The organism is Spirochaetota bacterium (genome assembly GCA_025061835.1).
In the GTDB taxonomy this organism is placed as follows: Bacteria; Spirochaetota; Brevinematia; order DTOW01; family DTOW01; genus SKYB106.
Window position 1 is genome coordinate 1 of record JANXAC010000029.1, and the last position, 15,361, is coordinate 15,361.

Consider the following 15,361-nt stretch of genomic DNA (forward strand, 5'->3'; position numbering starts at 1 on the left):
CGAGTTATAGTGAGGGTATAAGGGTAGCTGTTGAGGAGGGGAAGGTGGGTATGGAGGAGGTTGTGAGGGCTGTGTATCAGGTGAGTGATGCTACAGGTAATTTGAATGATAGGTTTAGTGAGGCGTATGGAGTGATGAGGGGGGCTGTTGAGGTTTTGAGGAGTGCAAGTGAGAGGTTGCCTTTGGTTGTTGAGAGTTTGAAGGTATTGGGTGAGGAACTTAATAAGTTTAAGGTTAAGGAAGTTAAATTTTCAAAAGGTATCACACTGGTTGAGTAGGGTTGGGTAGTGCTGGCTTTGAGCGTAATCTTGAGTGTGGTTTTGGGTATGGTTTGATGTTTTTTGAAAGTTAAAAAATCATCTGAAAGTCAAGTTGTAACGACAGTTCATTAGCTTCTGTTTGTAGATTTTGAGTTTTACTAGTATTGAAGTCAAAAGCCCTTTCACTTGTGATGTTGTGAAGTTAGGAGGCTCAAGAGTGTAGAGGTTCAGGAATGTATCCAATCAGATGATACCTTCCTTGAGGCTAGAACTGATGAATCGGCGTTCAGAGACAGTAGTCTGTCAAACCCTGTTTGCCAATTTTGGACTTCATTGTTTTACTAGTGTTGTATTTGACTAGTAGGGGATTGAGTTATTAGAATTTTGGTATGGGGACTGGACAGGTTGAGGTTAAGGAAGGGAAAGTTAGGAAAGAGAAATATGAGTATAGGTATGACCCTGTGTTGTTTCTTATAAGGGAGTTGGATGTTGTTCGTGGTGATTTGAAGGAGTTTAGGTCGTATGTTGAGCATAGGTTTGTGGAGGTAGAGGCGAAGGTAGATAGGAAGTTTGATGAGGTGAACAAGAGGGTTGATGAGGTTAGGGTTGAGTTATCGCAGAGGGTTGAGGATGTAAGGAGTGAGTTATCACAGAGGATAGATGGGACTAACAAGAGGGTTGATAGCTTGTATAAGCTTATGGTAGGGATACTGGTAGCGGTTTTATCTGTTCTTCTGACATCAATCGTGGGTATAATCCTGAATTTAGTTTTAAGGTAGTTCGTAGTTTTATAAGTATATTCGTTATGGATAAATCAAGGTTCATAAATTTCCTAACAAATTCAAATGCTTTGAAAGTAGGAGAATTTATCACAAAGAGTGGTAGAAGAACTCCTTACTTTATAAACACTGGTTCAATAGATGATGGTATAAAACTACGCACACTAGGAGAATTTTATGCAGAGGTTGTTTATCATAACTTTCCAAGTGTTACTCTTCTTTTTGGTCCAGCATATAAGGGTATATCTCTATCGGTTATAACAGCGCTCAAACTTTACGAATTATACGGTTTGAATGTTAAAGTTTCGTTCAATAGAAAGGAAGTAAAAGATCACGGTGAGGGTGGAGTTATTATTGGTTCGCAGATTACGAGTGGTGATAATGTTGTGATAGTAGAGGATGTTATTACTTCTGGAATATCCATAAGGGAGAGTATTAACATACTTAGAAGCAATGGTAATCCCAAAATTCTTGGTGTTGTTGTTTCGGTTGATAGGATGGAGAAAGGTGAAGGAGAGATGCTAGCAAGCGAGGAGATAAGAAAAAATTTTGGTATTGAAGTTATTTCTATCGTTAATGCTTATGACATACTCAACTACATCAAAACTAATAAACTCGTTGAAGATGAAGTTATAAATGAAATTGAGAGATACCTAAAAAGTGTGTGATAGCATTTAAAACACTCATTTTAACTATATAGTTCTTATGATACACTTGTCTCTAACTACCTGTAGTCAAGGATTTGTGTTTTGAATCTGGGGTTGGTTCGTAGAGAAGATAGAAATATTTTATCCTACCATTAGTTTGTGTTCTAAATTTATGTTATACAATCTTTATTCTAAACAATTGGAGCTTTTGTTTTTTGGATATTACAAGTTTTATATCCTTTGTCCTGGTTAGTATGTTGTAGGTTTTTAGAGTTGTAGGTAACTTAAACTTAATGTTGTAAAGGTTTGTGTTTTTAAATAGTATTTATCGTTCTTTAAAACTCTCAACTCTTTTTGCGTCAAAGAGAGATATAATCTTGTCTCCAGTCTTGTTAGAAGGTTTAGGTGAAGTTTGATAGGGTTGGTTAGTTATTGTTTGCTTCCGGAGTTCCGTTTCTTCTACGACTACATTCTCTATACCTAGGGATAGATTGATCCTTTTTCTTATCTCGTCAATCTCTTTTACTATGAAGTCCTTTATTGGATAAGGTGCTTGTATTCTAACTTCTTTATCAGTGATCTTGATTAGGGTTTTTTTATCAACTCCTGAGAACTTAACACAACTTGCTATTATCTTCCTTACGGTTTCATCTGGTGGCGTCTCTGATTTTTCAATGTCTCGTAGTAGTTCTTCAGCAGGGTCTATAACTTCAATGTTGCTCTGATTACCTTTTGGTTTATGTTCATTAACCATTACCTCACCGCTAGAAAGATATCTCTTGATTTCTTTGACTTCTTCCAAAATCTTTGATATTGTGATTACATTATCTGGATTTGTAGCCCTAAAAAGAGCATTCTCAAGGAAGAAGAGTTCGTTTATAGATGTTCTCATTTCTTGGTATGCCCTTATGAAGGTGTTTTGTATGAAGATGATCTCATCTTTTGAAAAACTATCCTTATATTTATCAAGTATCTTCTCCTCGTCTTCTAAAAGTTTAAGGATACTTCTATCTATTCCGAACTCTTTAACTAGTAATAAGTTTCTAAAGAATGTGATAAGTTCTTCAACGAGTTTCTTTATGTCAAATCCTTTTGAGAAGAGGATGTTTACTTTCTTGAGAAGTTCTGGAAGTTTGTTTGATTCTATGAGTCCAACAATCTCATCTATATGAGAGAAGTCAATAATACCTATTATTTTTGATAATTCTTCTTCATCTACTTTTGAGATTGTATCTTCATTATAGACATCCTCACCGAAGTATGAGATTACAGTGTCAAGGACGCTTTCTGCGTCTCTCATTGAGCCATTTCCTGCCTTTGCTATCCTCATAAGTATGTTATCAGTTAGTTTATATCCTTCATATTCAGATATTTTCTTGAGTTGTTTGAAGATGTTATCTACTGAGAGTGGTTTTAGGACATAGTGTTGACATCTTGACCTTATTGTTTGTTTGACTTTGTATGGTTCTGTAGTTGCGAATATGAATACTACATGGGGAGGTGGTTCTTCTAGAGTTTTGAGAAGTGCGTTGAATGCTTCATCTGTCAGCATGTGAACTTCGTCTATTATGTATATTTTGTATTTTGACTTTACTGGAACGAACTTGACTGATTCTCTTATGTTTCTGACATCGTCAATTTTTCTATTTGATGCTCCGTCAATTTCTATAACATCTACTGAAGTTCCTTCTCTTATCTCAACACAGTTTTCACATACACCACAAGGAGTTGGTGTAGGACCGTTAGTACAGTTTAGAGATTTTGCTATTATTCTTGAGAGTGTTGTTTTACCGACACCTCTGGGACCAGAAAGAAGGTATGCTTGTCCTACTCTACCAGTGCTTATCGCACTTTTCAGTGCCTTCACAGTCTCATCTTGTCCTATAACCTCGTCAAAGGTTTGGGGGCGCCACTTCCTCGCAGTAGGTAAAGACATACACTAATCCTCCTTAACAACCTCAACAACTATTTCTTCGTCTCCATGCTTAACAATATACTTTCCAACTTTTATCCTAATGTCAACACCACTTTTACCCCTAGTTGCTCTGATGATGTTATTGCTAGCGTCTAGAATAGTAATCTCACCATAGTCATTCACTCTCGTGCTTAAGATAAGTTCATCAGCATCATATGAGTCTATGAATATTTTCATATTTTTAGACTCATAGATTACTTCTTTTCTCGTTTGAAATACCTCATCCCCTCTGTATGCTAGTTTTGCACCATACCTTGTTCCACTAATAGCGTCTATTATTTCAAGAAGATTATCTTTGAGTTTTATTAGTATTTTCCCATATTTTACAGCACTAAAGGGTTCAAACTCGGAATTTTCCATCTTTAATATAGCCATCTTTATTTCAGCAAAAGCAGTCTTACACTCTTCGTCGGAATTCACATCCTTTAGAAACTCGCTTGAAGGGTTGTCTATGTTTAGAAGAAAAGAATCTTCATCATATTTGCCGTATTTTTTATCCATAACCTAATTATACAAACTTTTAGTAGTGATAGTAAAATGAAATAACTTGAAGTTAGTCTTCTTAAAGTGTATGTTATCATTGTGATGCGATAGGTTATCCTTACTGTTATTCCTTTTGTTGGTTATGAACTAGTTGTCCAGAAATTAATAAATTTGATGTGTTAATTTACGTCGTTAAAGACTTCGTCATTTGAATCCCTTTCATCCTCAACCATTATAACTTTGTAGTTGTCATCTAAATCCTCAACGAAAAATACTAATCTTTTTCCATCTGTTATTCGCCTGTAGAAAAACAATCTCACTTTGCTGAAAAGGGCTTGAAGTATTTGTTGTTTAGTCTCTTCTGTCACCCCAGAAGTCTTTGCATCTTCAGGACCAAGCTCATAGCCAGAGTATCCGAATGTTGCGATTGCTAGAAACCTGTCAAAATCCTTCTTTGGCATCTCAAATTCTCTTTTTATAATCCCCATAAACAACCTCCAATAAATACAACAAAAACTCTCAAAATATTTACTTAGAAGATAAGGTAATAGTCTTTATAAAGAACTGAAACCTAAATTATACGGTAAATGTTTCTAACTAACTTGCATTAAAATCCACAAAAGACTTTTTTATAATTTCATAGGTTCTGAAACTGCCAAAGATTAAGTAGTTATCCGAGTCTATCTGAACTTTATCTGTAATCTTAACATTTCCAAATCCAAGTTTATCTAGATGTTTTTTCAGTCTATTACTACCATCATTTGCTTCAATCTTTAGAATGTGAATATTCTCTATTCTATCTCTATACTTTGCGATAGTTTCTGATATTTTCTTATGTTCCTTATCTCTCATTAGGCTAACTATGATATTGAACTTCTTACCTCCAAGGATACTATTGTAGTTTTCAAGAAGATTGCTAATGGATTTCGGTGTATGTGCAACGTCAAAGACTATCAAAGGTTCTTTTCTCAAAATCTCAAACCTACCTTTAATCCCAAGGTTGATGTTTTCTAGGATGCTCCTATCTAGAGTATGGAGTATATTTACTGCTTCGTAGGATAGGAGTATATTTTCTATAAAGTGCTTACCTATAAGGTTCGTTCTAACTTGAAACATTGTGTTCGTTGGAATATACCTTACTGTTGCGCTTGTTCCGTCAATTGATACATTTGCATCAAGAATTTCGTAAATGTCATCTATGAAAACGATTTTAGAGTTTACTGAAGTTGCCTTATCGTTTATTACTTTTCTAGCACTACTTCTTTGTCTGGAAGATATTACTGGTATTGAAGGTTTGATGATACCTGCTTTTTCGGATGCTATCTTCTTGAGACTTCTACCCAAAACATTCGTATGGTCGTAATCAATTAGAGTGATTACTGAAACTTTTGGGATACAGAAGTTCGTTGAGTCTAGTCTTCCCCCAAGCCCAACCTCAAGAACTATATAATCAACTTCTTTCTTGTCAAAATATAATATAGCCATAATTGTGAGAAAGTCAAAAGTTGTTAGACTAATGTTGTTCATCTCAATACAATTTCTAATCTTAGTAGCGACAGAGACAAAATCTTCATCACTTATGTTCTTTTCAATATCGTTGTGAAATATGGAAATTCTTTCGTTAATCTTGGAAAGATGGGGTGAAGTAAAAACTCCAACCTTGCCAAACCTAGAGAGTAGGAATCCAGAGATGTAAGATACTGTTCCTTTGCCTTTTGTTCCAGCGATATGGATAATCTTCTTGCTCTTATGGTCAATACCTAAAAGTTTTAGTGTAGTTTCAACATTTTGGAAACCTTCTATATCTCTGAAGCGCCTTGAGTTCTCAAAGTTAGTTAGAGAGTAGAGGTAGTTGACGGTTTCTTCGTAGGTCATCTTACTGGATTCTATCTATAAGGTCTTTCGCTTTCTCAGTCCAAGAATTTTTGTAGAATTCTCTGACCATTTTCTCATACATTTTCCTTGCCTGTTCATATTCTCTTATCTGTATGTAGCAAAAGATAGTGTAATACATAGACTTGACAACCACATCTTTGAAGTCTTTGTAGATGTAAATTACCTTAACATATTCCTTCCAAGCTCTGTGATAATCTCCGTTTATCCTTAGTATCTCTCCTATCTCAAACTGTGCCATAGCAGAGGTTTCGTTATAAACTTCTTCAGTTATCTGTTGTAGTAGGTTGAGAGCCTTTTGATAGTCTCTTTGAGATTTGTAGATCATAGCGAGTTCAAACTTTGCTCTGGAAGCACTATCTTTGTCTCTTGATTTACTGACGCTTTCAAGTGATGATATTATTTCATCTAGGCTTTTTTCTTTTCTATCTTCCTGCTTTGGAGGTTGTGTTTGGTTAGTAGGTTGAGTTATCCTCTGTGTTGTTTGTGTATCATCTCTTCGTGATGCTATCCTAGATAGTCTTATAACTGCCTCATTGTATTCTGGTGAGTTCTTAAATTCATTCACAATCCTTTGATAATAGTTTCTTGCTTCCTGGAATCTTCTCTGATTCACCATCAGGTCTCCGAGTGTCAGTAATACACTGGGGACTCTGGTTGATTTTGAGATGCTAACAAATTCGTTGAAAACTGTTATTGCATCCTGCGTTCTCTTTGCATTGAATAGAGACCATCCAGCCCAGAAGTATGATTCATCTCTTAATGTGGTGTCCTGCGCTCTTCTTGCAACGAATAGAAACTCATCAGCAGACTCATTGTATCTTTCTACACTGTAAAGATACTCTCCATACTTGTATATGTATTCATAAGACTTTTGAATGTTGGTGTAGTTTCTCTTGAGTTCTTGAATGTATGTTTGAACTTTTCTATCATCCTTCAACTTAAGAAGTACATCTACCATTCTGCCTATAGCCTCAACAGTGTGGTTTGTAAGTCCTTTCTGTATAGTCAGCGGTAGAAGTTCTCTTTCAACAACATCCAATGCTCGCCTTAAGTCTCCTCCTTTCTCGTTAAAGAGAGATATGTAGTTGTAATACCTAACTTTTTGTAGGTCGGTTATATCTTTAAGTAGAACCAGCTTCCTTAAGGTTTCCACTGCTTTGGTATAATCTCCTTTGCCGTCGTAAGCCCAAGCCAGAACTTCGTTGAGTTGCTCGTAGATACCTGTTTCTGTATTGCTATCTACATATCTCTGAACAAGATTTATAGCGTCATCATATCTTTTGTCTCTGACATATATCCAGCCTAGATTTACAACACTAGAAACAACATACTTTCTATCCGTTCCAGTTTGGATGAGTGTTTGGTAGTATCTCTGTGCTTCATCGTTTCTCTTTAGTCTTTCATAAGATACACCAATCAAATAATACGCTCTGTCGCGGTATTTCACAGAGTTGTAGTTTGAGACAAGTTCCAAATACGACCTTATAGCAAGGTTGTAGTTTTCCGAAAGGAAGTGGGAGTATGCTATACCTTCGGTTGCATCTTCTTTAAGGCTTTTTTCAGAAACCTGCGAGTATGCAGAGATTGATGAGCGGTAATCACCAAGATTTAGATGTGCTTCTCCTAATCCAAAATAAACGAAACTTTTTGTGAATTCGTCAGATGAGTTATCAAGCAACACTCTAAAGTTTGAGACAATAGCATTGTATTTACCTCTCTTGAGTAGAAGTCTGATAAGTTCAACTACTGCTTCGTTTTTTGTGTCATTTGGTGTTGAAGAGTTTGTGATGGCTGAAATAAGTATTCTCTCAGAGACATCAGGGTCTTTGTCTTGTATAACGATAGAATACTTAAGTAAAACCTCGTAGTCATTCGTGTATTGTGAAAGTAAATTCAGAGCATCATCAACACTACCTCCTGAAACTAAAAGTTCGGATAGTTCAATCACACTTCTGGTTGAGAAGTTGCCACCTTGAGATATTGAGAATCGGTAGAACTTTATAGCATTTTCTCTATCATTCTGTGCTAGATACAGTTTTGCTAGATTGTAAGTTGCTTCATTGACCATATCTTTGATGTTAGGGTCGGGACTTATTGAAAATTCCTCAACAAGTCTTGAGAATGAGTTTATAGCGTTTTGGTTTTGACCAATAAGCATATATGCAACACCCGAGTTGAAGATAGAGTAGGGTTTTAGGTATGATTCATATTCTGCTCCTCTTTGAAAATATCTGGCGGAGTCATATACTAGGTTTGTCTGGATAGGGGTAGTACTACCTTTCTGAAAGAGAATTTTGCCGATCGTATATAGAACCTCTGGGATATACTTTGAGTTTGGGAACCTTGTTTCAAAATCCTTAAACCTAATGTACGAGTTGTCAGTATTTCCTTCGTCAAAGTATATTTTTGCAAGCCTAAACTTTATGTCCTCAATTATTGGAGCGTTTGAGTAGGTTTTTTCAGCGTTTTCTAGTATCTCTATCGCTCTTTGGTTGTTTGTAATTAGGTTGTAGGACAGTCCCATGTAGTATGCTGAAAACGGGGCATCCTCATCAACAGGATAGTTCCTTAAATACGACTCAAATGTTTTTATTGCTGACCTGTAATCTCTAGTTTCAAACTGTATTCTACCTTTTATATACACAACTTTTGCGAAATACCTTATGTATCTGTATTTGCCCTCAATCAGTGATATTGTTCTCATTGCTTCATCATACTTCCTCTGTAGATACTGCGACAGTAGTAGGTAATACAACGCATCCTGAAAATACCTACTGTTTGGATACTGCTCTACAATAATCTTAAATTGAGATTCTGAAATCATATACAGTTCGTCTTTGAACGCACCTATCCCCACACGGTAGATATTCTCATCGTTAGCAAACAGGCTAACTCCGACTAAAAGTATTGAAACTACTATTAAAACTCTCTTCATACTTCCACTCTAAGATAAGAAATTATAACAAATTTTGTGTGTCAAGTGAAAAATTAGGAGAACATAAAAACCCATTTCAGCAAGAAGAATGTTCCCTAATTTCTCATTTGATGCGTAGGAATTTCAAAATTATTTTAGTCATGAAAGTCTTTTCGCAGAAAGATTTCTTAGGTGAGGAGCTGGTAGATGTCCTAGTTGAAGGTGATTGTTTGCAGGTTATGGATAATCTACCCGATGGAGTCTTTGATATGGTTTTTATAGACCCGCCCTACTACCTTCAGCTTCCAAAGGGTAGAAAACTAAAACGATGGGAAGTTAAGACAGAAGTTGATGGTGTTAGCGAAGGGTGGGATAAGTTTGAAAACTTTGAAGAGTACGATAACTTTGTGATGAAAGTTTTGGAAAGAGTAAAGAGACTTATGAAGCCCAATGCGACTCTCTGGGTTATAGGTACGTATCATAACATACACCGTTGGGGGAGGTGTATGCAGGATATGGGTTTTTGGATATTGAACGATATTATATGGCTTAAGACTAACCCTATGCCTAACTGGCTAGGAGTAAGGTTTACCAACGCTACAGAAACACTTATATGGGCAGTAAAAGATAAAAGCGTAAAGAAATACACTTTCAACAAAGAATACGCAAAGCAGTTTGGTGTAGGGAAGGTATATGAAAATGTTTGGAGAGTACCTATATGCTCTGGAGGGGAAAGGCTAAAGGATGAGAAAGGTAGAAAGGTTCATCCGACACAGAAACCCGTTGATCTTCTGAGGAGAGTGATAATCACTTCTACGAAGGAGGGGGATCTTATACTTGACCCTATGGCTGGCATAGGAACTACAGGTTTTGTTGCTAAAATACTTAATAGACATTTTTTTATGATAGAAAAGGAGAGAACTTATGTAGAATGGACCAAGAAGAGGTTTGAAAAGTCTTTTGAGCATGGTTTATTTATTGGAATATATTAAATGCGAAGACATATTTGAGTAAGAGAATAAGTATGATATTTCTAAAATTTAGAAATTTGAGATAGAACTTCTTGAATGCTACTCACTCTAGGAAGACAACTTCTACCTATACAGATGTAGAAACCTTCTTCTTTGAAACTTTCCATCTCACTACATATCATCGTAGTATAATCACTTTTTTTAACTATAACAGTTTGAGTTGGATAATGTTTCATAATAGGCTTTATATCCTCGTTGGAGTTACCTACAATTATTATCTTTTTGACACCTTCTTTCCAAACCTCGTTACAGTGGTAAAAGAATACAGATGAGGTATGGTAGGAGTAGAGACTGGATGTTTGTATCGTTTTTTCTATCATCTCTTCAAGTTGGCTGTCGTAGGTTATATTGTATAGTTTGATTAGGTTGTTGAGCATAATTGAATTACCAGAAGGATAAGAAGTGTCAATAAACTCTTTCTTCCTTACTGGTGTGTCTTTGCCTTCACTTAGGTAAAATCCACCATTAGATACATCGTAAAACCGTTCTATACACTTTTTGGTAAGTTCATAGGCGTGCTCAAGATATTTATCTTCAAGGGTAATTTGGTAAGTTTGTAATAGGGAAAGGATTAAATAACTGTAATCATCTAACATTCCATCTATCGCAACTTCGCCATCCGCATACCTGTGATACAATTTACCGTCTTTGTAAAGGTTTGTTATTAGAAAATCAACACATCTTTTAGATGCTTTTAGTAATCTATCATCATCTACCAATACTCCACTCAAAGACATTGCGTAGGCAACCATACCGTTCCAATCTGTAAGGATTTTTTTGTCTTTTGACGGTTTTTCTCTTTTACTTCTTTCTATTCTCAACTTTAGGAGTAATTTTTTTATATCAATATATTCCTCATAGGTTAGTCTGTCAATAAGTTCCTTCCTGAAGAAGATAATATTCTTACCAGTCTTACTTTGTGTTGCTTCTTCTTCATAATTACCATCGTCTGATAGTTCAAAGAAAGTTTTGAATTTCTGATAGTCATTTCCGAGTATTGATGAGAGTTCTTTTGTTGTCCAGATGTAAAACTCTCCCTCCCCACCACCGCTTTCCGCATCTTCGGAGCAGAAAAAAGCACCTTCAGGACTCAAAAGTTCTCTTTCTAGGTATTCGTAGATTTCTAAAACAGTTTCCTTGAACAATTCATCGTTGGTTAGGTTGTAGAATAGAGAGTAGGCAATCATTGCGAATGCCTGATCGTATAACATCTTCTCAAAGTGTGGTAGTATCCAGTATGGGTCTGTTGAATATCTATGAAAACCTCCGCCTACTTGGTCATAAGTTCCACTTAACCTGATTTCTTTTAGTATTCTGTGAATAATGGTTAGCGTTTTGAAGTCTTTTGTTTTCTTTATATAGTCGTGTAAATAGACAAAGTTGTGAAATGTTGGAAATTTGTTTTTCGCTGAAGAGGTATTAGTGTAGTAATTAATTAACTCTCTAACGACTTCCGATTGGGTAGGTATATTTTTAGAACTATCTTCTGAAGGTTTTAGGTTGAAGTATCTATCTAGGTTATAGGTAATCTCATTTGATGATTTTATTATCTCTTCTCTTCTTGTAATCCAAATGTTATGTATTGTTTTTAGTAATTCAACTATTCCCATCATTCCGTATCTTTGGTATCTTGGTATGTAGGTTAGTGCGAAAAATGGTTTTCTATCAGGTGTCAGAAACAAATTGAGTGGCCATCCACCGCTACCGTTTATCATCATACATACATCCATATAAAGACTGTCAATATCAGGGCGTTCTTCCCTATCAACTTTTATTGGAATGAAATACTTGTTGAGGATTTGAGCGACTTCTTCATCCTCAAACGACTCTCTTTCCATCACATGACACCAATGACAAGAAGAGTATCCGATTGATAGAAATATAATCTTATCCTCTTCTTTTGCTTTATTGAATGCTTCATCTCCCCAAGGATACCAATCAACAGGATTGTAAGCGTGTTGTAGTAGATATAGGCTTTTCTCGTTTATCAGTCTGTTAGGTTTCTTCATTTGTTAAATATACTATATAACATATCTTAAAATCAAGAAGCCCCCTACAAGGAGTATTACGAATGCTATCGCAAGCCAGTCAAAATATTTGTCAATGAACTCTTTTGCTTTTTCTCCGAAGAACAGTAGTATCACGGCTTCAAGGAAAAACCTAGCCCCCCTACTTAATATGGATGCTATAATAAAGAGTGGTAGGTTGAAGTAGAATGAGCCTGATGCGATTGTGAATACTTTGTATGGTATAGGAGTGAAGCCTGCTATCATAACTGCTATAAAGCCATAGGTATCAAAAAGTTCTTTAACTTTGTTATATGCATCCCAGTAATTGTAGAAGTTTATAATAGCCTTACCAACTGTTTCAAAAAGAAAGACTCCTATTAGATAACCTATTACTCCACCTATGACAGAAAATAATGTTGTGAAGAATGCAAATTTAAGGCTCTCTTTTGGTTTTGATAGGCAGAATGCTATGAGTAGAGGGTCTGGAGGTATTGGGAAGAAAGAAGACTCCGCAAGTGATATGGAATACAGTGCTACGTTTCCACCGGGTTTGTCAGCCCAACTCAAAACCCAGTCATACAAAGATCTCAAAGGGTTCTTCATAAAAGTTTCGTTAAGTCTGTATGATTAGAATGGAGGTTTCAAAATTTCGCATTGTATAAACTTAATTGTGAATTTTAGACTCTACAGACATTGTCTCATTTTGTTGTGAATTAATAGTTGTATTTTTATAATTAGGTGTAGTGAGGTTGTGATATGAGGAAAGTTTTAGGTTTTGTTTGTGTTTTTGTTAGTATTACGATATTATTGTTTGTATATGGTTGTGGTCCTGTGGAGGAGGGCGGACAGAAAGTTTTTAAGATTGCTGTCGCTGCTCCTCTTACGGGTGATATAGCGACTCTTGGTCAAGGTATAAAGAGGGGTGTAATACTCGCACATTCAGAATTTACTAATAATTATACGAATGTTAGGGTAGATCTAGAATTCTTTGATGATAGGGCTAATGAGGGTGAGGCTGTGAATGTTGCTGAGAAGATAGCATCAGATAGTGCTATGATTGGTGTAGTAGGGCATCTGAACAGTGGTTGTTCAATTCCTGCTTCAACAGTCTATAACAGAAGAAACCTAACTATGATAACACCTGCTTCAACAAACCCAAAATTAACACTTCAGGGATACAAGAATGTTTTCAGAGTGTGTCCTACTGATGCACAACAGGGACCTGTTGCCGCAAAGTTCATTGTGAAGAGAGGAATAACTAAAGTCTATATTATTGACGATAAGACAGAGTATGGACAGGGTATTGCAGACGAGTTTGAGAAGGAGTTTAAGAAACTAGGAGGAGTTGTTCTTGGTAGAGACTCGGTGTCGGTAGGAGCAAGAAACTTTAAAGCATTGCTTACTAAAATTAAGCAAACAAACCCTCAAGCAGTATTTTTTGGTGGAGTTTATGTTGAAGGAGCGTTGCTTACAAAACAAGCCGATGAAGTTGGATTGAATGTTCCTTTTGTAGGTGGTGATGGGCTTAAGACAGATGAATATGTGAAATTAGCAGGAAGTTCAGCAAATGGAGATATCATAACTTTCATAGGAAGTCCTCTTGATGAAAATAGCGATTTCTACAGGAAATATAAGCAATCTTTCCCTAACGATGAAATAGGTCCTTTTGACTACAACTCTTACCTAGCAACAAAAATATTACTCACAGCCCTAACGAATTTGTTGAAGGAAGGTGCCTTTTCGAGAGAAGGGGCAAATAGTTTTATATCAAAAACGGAATTTAGTATTGGAAACGATGTAATAAAGTTCAATGAAAACGGTGATAACATAAACTCAACTTTTACTGTTTATGTGATCAATAATGGTAAATTTGAGATAGCGGAGATAATAAGGTAGATTAGAGTAGAATATTAAGTTATGCTAGATACAATAAAGGAGGTTTCGTTAATCAATATATCTTCTAAGAGAGAAGTGTTTGAAAATCTATTTAGGATTAAGGGACTATTCAAAGAAGAGTCTCAAGAAGTTCAGATAGGGTTGGCTCTGATAAAGAGTGGTTTTACGCTACCAGGGTTCAGAATACTATATAGAAACTCTACTGTAGAAAATCTAAAGAAGATACTTTCAAACCTACTACTACTTCCGAAGGATATAGCCAATATATTCTTTCAGATTGTTTCACTAAATGATATTAAACTCTACAAGTTTATAAATTCTATAGGGATACTACCTAGTGGTATAAGTGTAAAGACTATTGAGGCTTTTGATGTAAGAACAATAGTGGTTAATGGAATGCCAGATGATCTCAACAGCACTAAAATGTATTACGAAGATACGCCAGTTTCGTTGAATTACTATGTTGACTCAAACTACAGAATTACAGTGTTGTTGAATGGTTCAAAATTTGTTCTTCCTAGGGAAGTAACTGAATTTGTAGAAGAAGGTTTCTTTTCAATAAACCTCAAATCAATATTCAATTTTGGTCTTCCTGATGAGAGAGTATTCTTTGAGATTAGGAAAACTGTGTCTGATGATGAGATTACACCATACTTTGACCCTATGATAAAGATAGAGTCTTTATTGTCAAAGTTGGAGTCTGAAAGATTTGTTGATTTCTTCTATGAGTTTGTCTCACTTCTAGCAGCAGATTTTGAGATAGTTAGCAATAATAAATCCATGATAATTCAAAATCTGAACAATAAGGATATGTTATGGATATTGATGGAGATGAAAAATATCCTTTCCTATTTATATAATCAGCAACCTAATAATACTCTGAGGAATATCATCAAAAATGTTGAGATTTTTCTTGACGACTTCAATTTTGATCTGTTGTTTAAAAAAGGCGTAATAAGGGTCATGACTCCTCTCTTTGACCAGGATAGATATTTAGGTATTTCAGAATACATAAAAAGCAGTACCAAAAATGAAGTAATACTTTTGAGTGATAGCAGCGAGATAAAGGTTATACTCAAGAATGGTGTAGTTGTTGGGAAGATAAATAATAATACTTCAAGATTACTAGCGGAACTTGGTGGAATTATAAGATCTCCTAAATTATTTGCTCCTAGGCGCTTGATTCTTGCTAATAACTATCTTCCTCAGGATCTTGATTATTGGATAGAATTGTATCTAATAAGAGTGTGAGAAGGTTAGGAAATCTAACCTAGTTTCACCATAATTTTTTGACTGTATAACTCTAACATCTTCAGGGATCTCTATTTTGTTTCTAGAAGAGTATTCAATTATAACGATAGTATTTGTATTACATAATGCTCCAAGTTTTAGTATAAGGTCTGTGTATTCTTTGAAATCATAAAAAGGATCAGCAAAGATGTAGTCAAACTTAAGGTTTTTCGTTTCAAGT

General features: G+C 35.6%; 14 protein-coding genes. 6 read left to right on the forward strand and 8 right to left on the reverse strand.

All coding sequences use genetic code 11. The annotated features are described in order from the left end of the window. The 3 genes from NZ579_07610 to pyrE form a co-directional block, all read left to right on the forward strand. Nucleotides 1–278: hypothetical protein (locus tag NZ579_07610; GenBank protein ID MCS7299802.1), on the forward strand; the 278-nt coding region annotated here is incomplete at its 5' end. A 371-nt stretch (nucleotides 279–649) separates the two neighbouring features. Beyond that, nucleotides 650–1,039: a hypothetical protein gene (locus tag NZ579_07615; GenBank protein MCS7299803.1), complete on the forward strand. Its 390-nt coding sequence runs from the start codon at nucleotides 650–652 to the stop codon at nucleotides 1,037–1,039. A 26-nt stretch (nucleotides 1,040–1,065) separates the two neighbouring features. Continuing rightward, on the forward strand, nucleotides 1,066–1,707 hold the full coding sequence (gene pyrE / locus NZ579_07620; GenBank protein MCS7299804.1) for an orotate phosphoribosyltransferase: 642 nt from the start codon (nucleotides 1,066–1,068) through the stop codon (nucleotides 1,705–1,707). 304 nt (nucleotides 1,708–2,011) lie between these two features. Here pyrE and dnaX read toward each other — a convergent pair whose 3' ends face one another. The 5 genes from dnaX to NZ579_07645 form a co-directional block, all read right to left on the reverse strand. After that, nucleotides 2,012–3,622 (reverse strand): DNA polymerase III subunit gamma/tau, encoded by a 1,611-nt coding sequence (dnaX, locus tag NZ579_07625; protein ID MCS7299805.1) that lies wholly within the window; start codon nucleotides 3,620–3,622, stop codon nucleotides 2,012–2,014. Between the two features lie 3 nt (nucleotides 3,623–3,625). Next, a complete protein-coding gene (locus tag NZ579_07630) occupies nucleotides 3,626–4,162 on the reverse strand; it encodes a hypothetical protein (protein ID MCS7299806.1) in 537 nt (178 codons plus the stop codon). A gap of 161 nt (nucleotides 4,163–4,323) precedes the next feature. Further along, nucleotides 4,324–4,632: a hypothetical protein gene (locus NZ579_07635; GenBank protein MCS7299807.1), complete on the reverse strand. Its 309-nt coding sequence runs from the start codon at nucleotides 4,630–4,632 to the stop codon at nucleotides 4,324–4,326. 109 nt (nucleotides 4,633–4,741) lie between these two features. Then, complete coding sequence (locus NZ579_07640; GenBank protein MCS7299808.1) at nucleotides 4,742–6,019, reverse strand: Mur ligase family protein; 1,278 nt, start codon at nucleotides 6,017–6,019, stop codon at nucleotides 4,742–4,744. 1 nt (nucleotide 6,020) lies between these two features. Then, on the reverse strand, nucleotides 6,021–8,975 hold the full coding sequence (locus NZ579_07645) for a tetratricopeptide repeat protein (protein MCS7299809.1): 2,955 nt from the start codon (nucleotides 8,973–8,975) through the stop codon (nucleotides 6,021–6,023). A 140-nt stretch (nucleotides 8,976–9,115) separates the two neighbouring features. Between NZ579_07645 and NZ579_07650 the strand changes: the two genes are divergently transcribed. After that, nucleotides 9,116–9,946 (forward strand): DNA methyltransferase, encoded by an 831-nt coding sequence (locus NZ579_07650; protein ID MCS7299810.1) that lies wholly within the window; start codon nucleotides 9,116–9,118, stop codon nucleotides 9,944–9,946. Between the two features lie 41 nt (nucleotides 9,947–9,987). On the opposite strand, the gene NZ579_07655 is transcribed toward NZ579_07650, so the two are convergent. Further along, entirely contained in the window at nucleotides 9,988–11,994 is a 2,007-nt protein-coding gene (locus NZ579_07655) for a thioredoxin domain-containing protein (GenBank protein ID MCS7299811.1), read from the reverse strand. A 12-nt stretch (nucleotides 11,995–12,006) separates the two neighbouring features. After that, nucleotides 12,007–12,597 (reverse strand): DedA family protein, encoded by a 591-nt coding sequence (locus tag NZ579_07660; GenBank protein MCS7299812.1) that lies wholly within the window; start codon nucleotides 12,595–12,597, stop codon nucleotides 12,007–12,009. A gap of 153 nt (nucleotides 12,598–12,750) precedes the next feature. Here NZ579_07660 and NZ579_07665 point away from each other — a divergent pair, with 153 nt between their 5' ends. Both NZ579_07665 and NZ579_07670 read left to right on the forward strand, forming a co-directional pair. Next, nucleotides 12,751–13,890, forward strand: a complete 1,140-nt coding sequence (locus tag NZ579_07665) for a branched-chain amino acid ABC transporter substrate-binding protein (protein ID MCS7299813.1) — start codon at nucleotides 12,751–12,753, stop codon at nucleotides 13,888–13,890. A gap of 21 nt (nucleotides 13,891–13,911) precedes the next feature. Then, nucleotides 13,912–15,141 (forward strand): hypothetical protein, encoded by a 1,230-nt coding sequence (locus tag NZ579_07670; GenBank protein MCS7299814.1) that lies wholly within the window; start codon nucleotides 13,912–13,914, stop codon nucleotides 15,139–15,141. Here the strand turns inward: NZ579_07670 and NZ579_07675 are convergent. Further along, nucleotides 15,127–15,361 (reverse strand): RsmD family RNA methyltransferase (locus NZ579_07675; GenBank protein MCS7299815.1); only part of this gene is annotated, 235 nt, incomplete at its 5' end. The genes NZ579_07670 and NZ579_07675 overlap by 15 nt on opposite strands.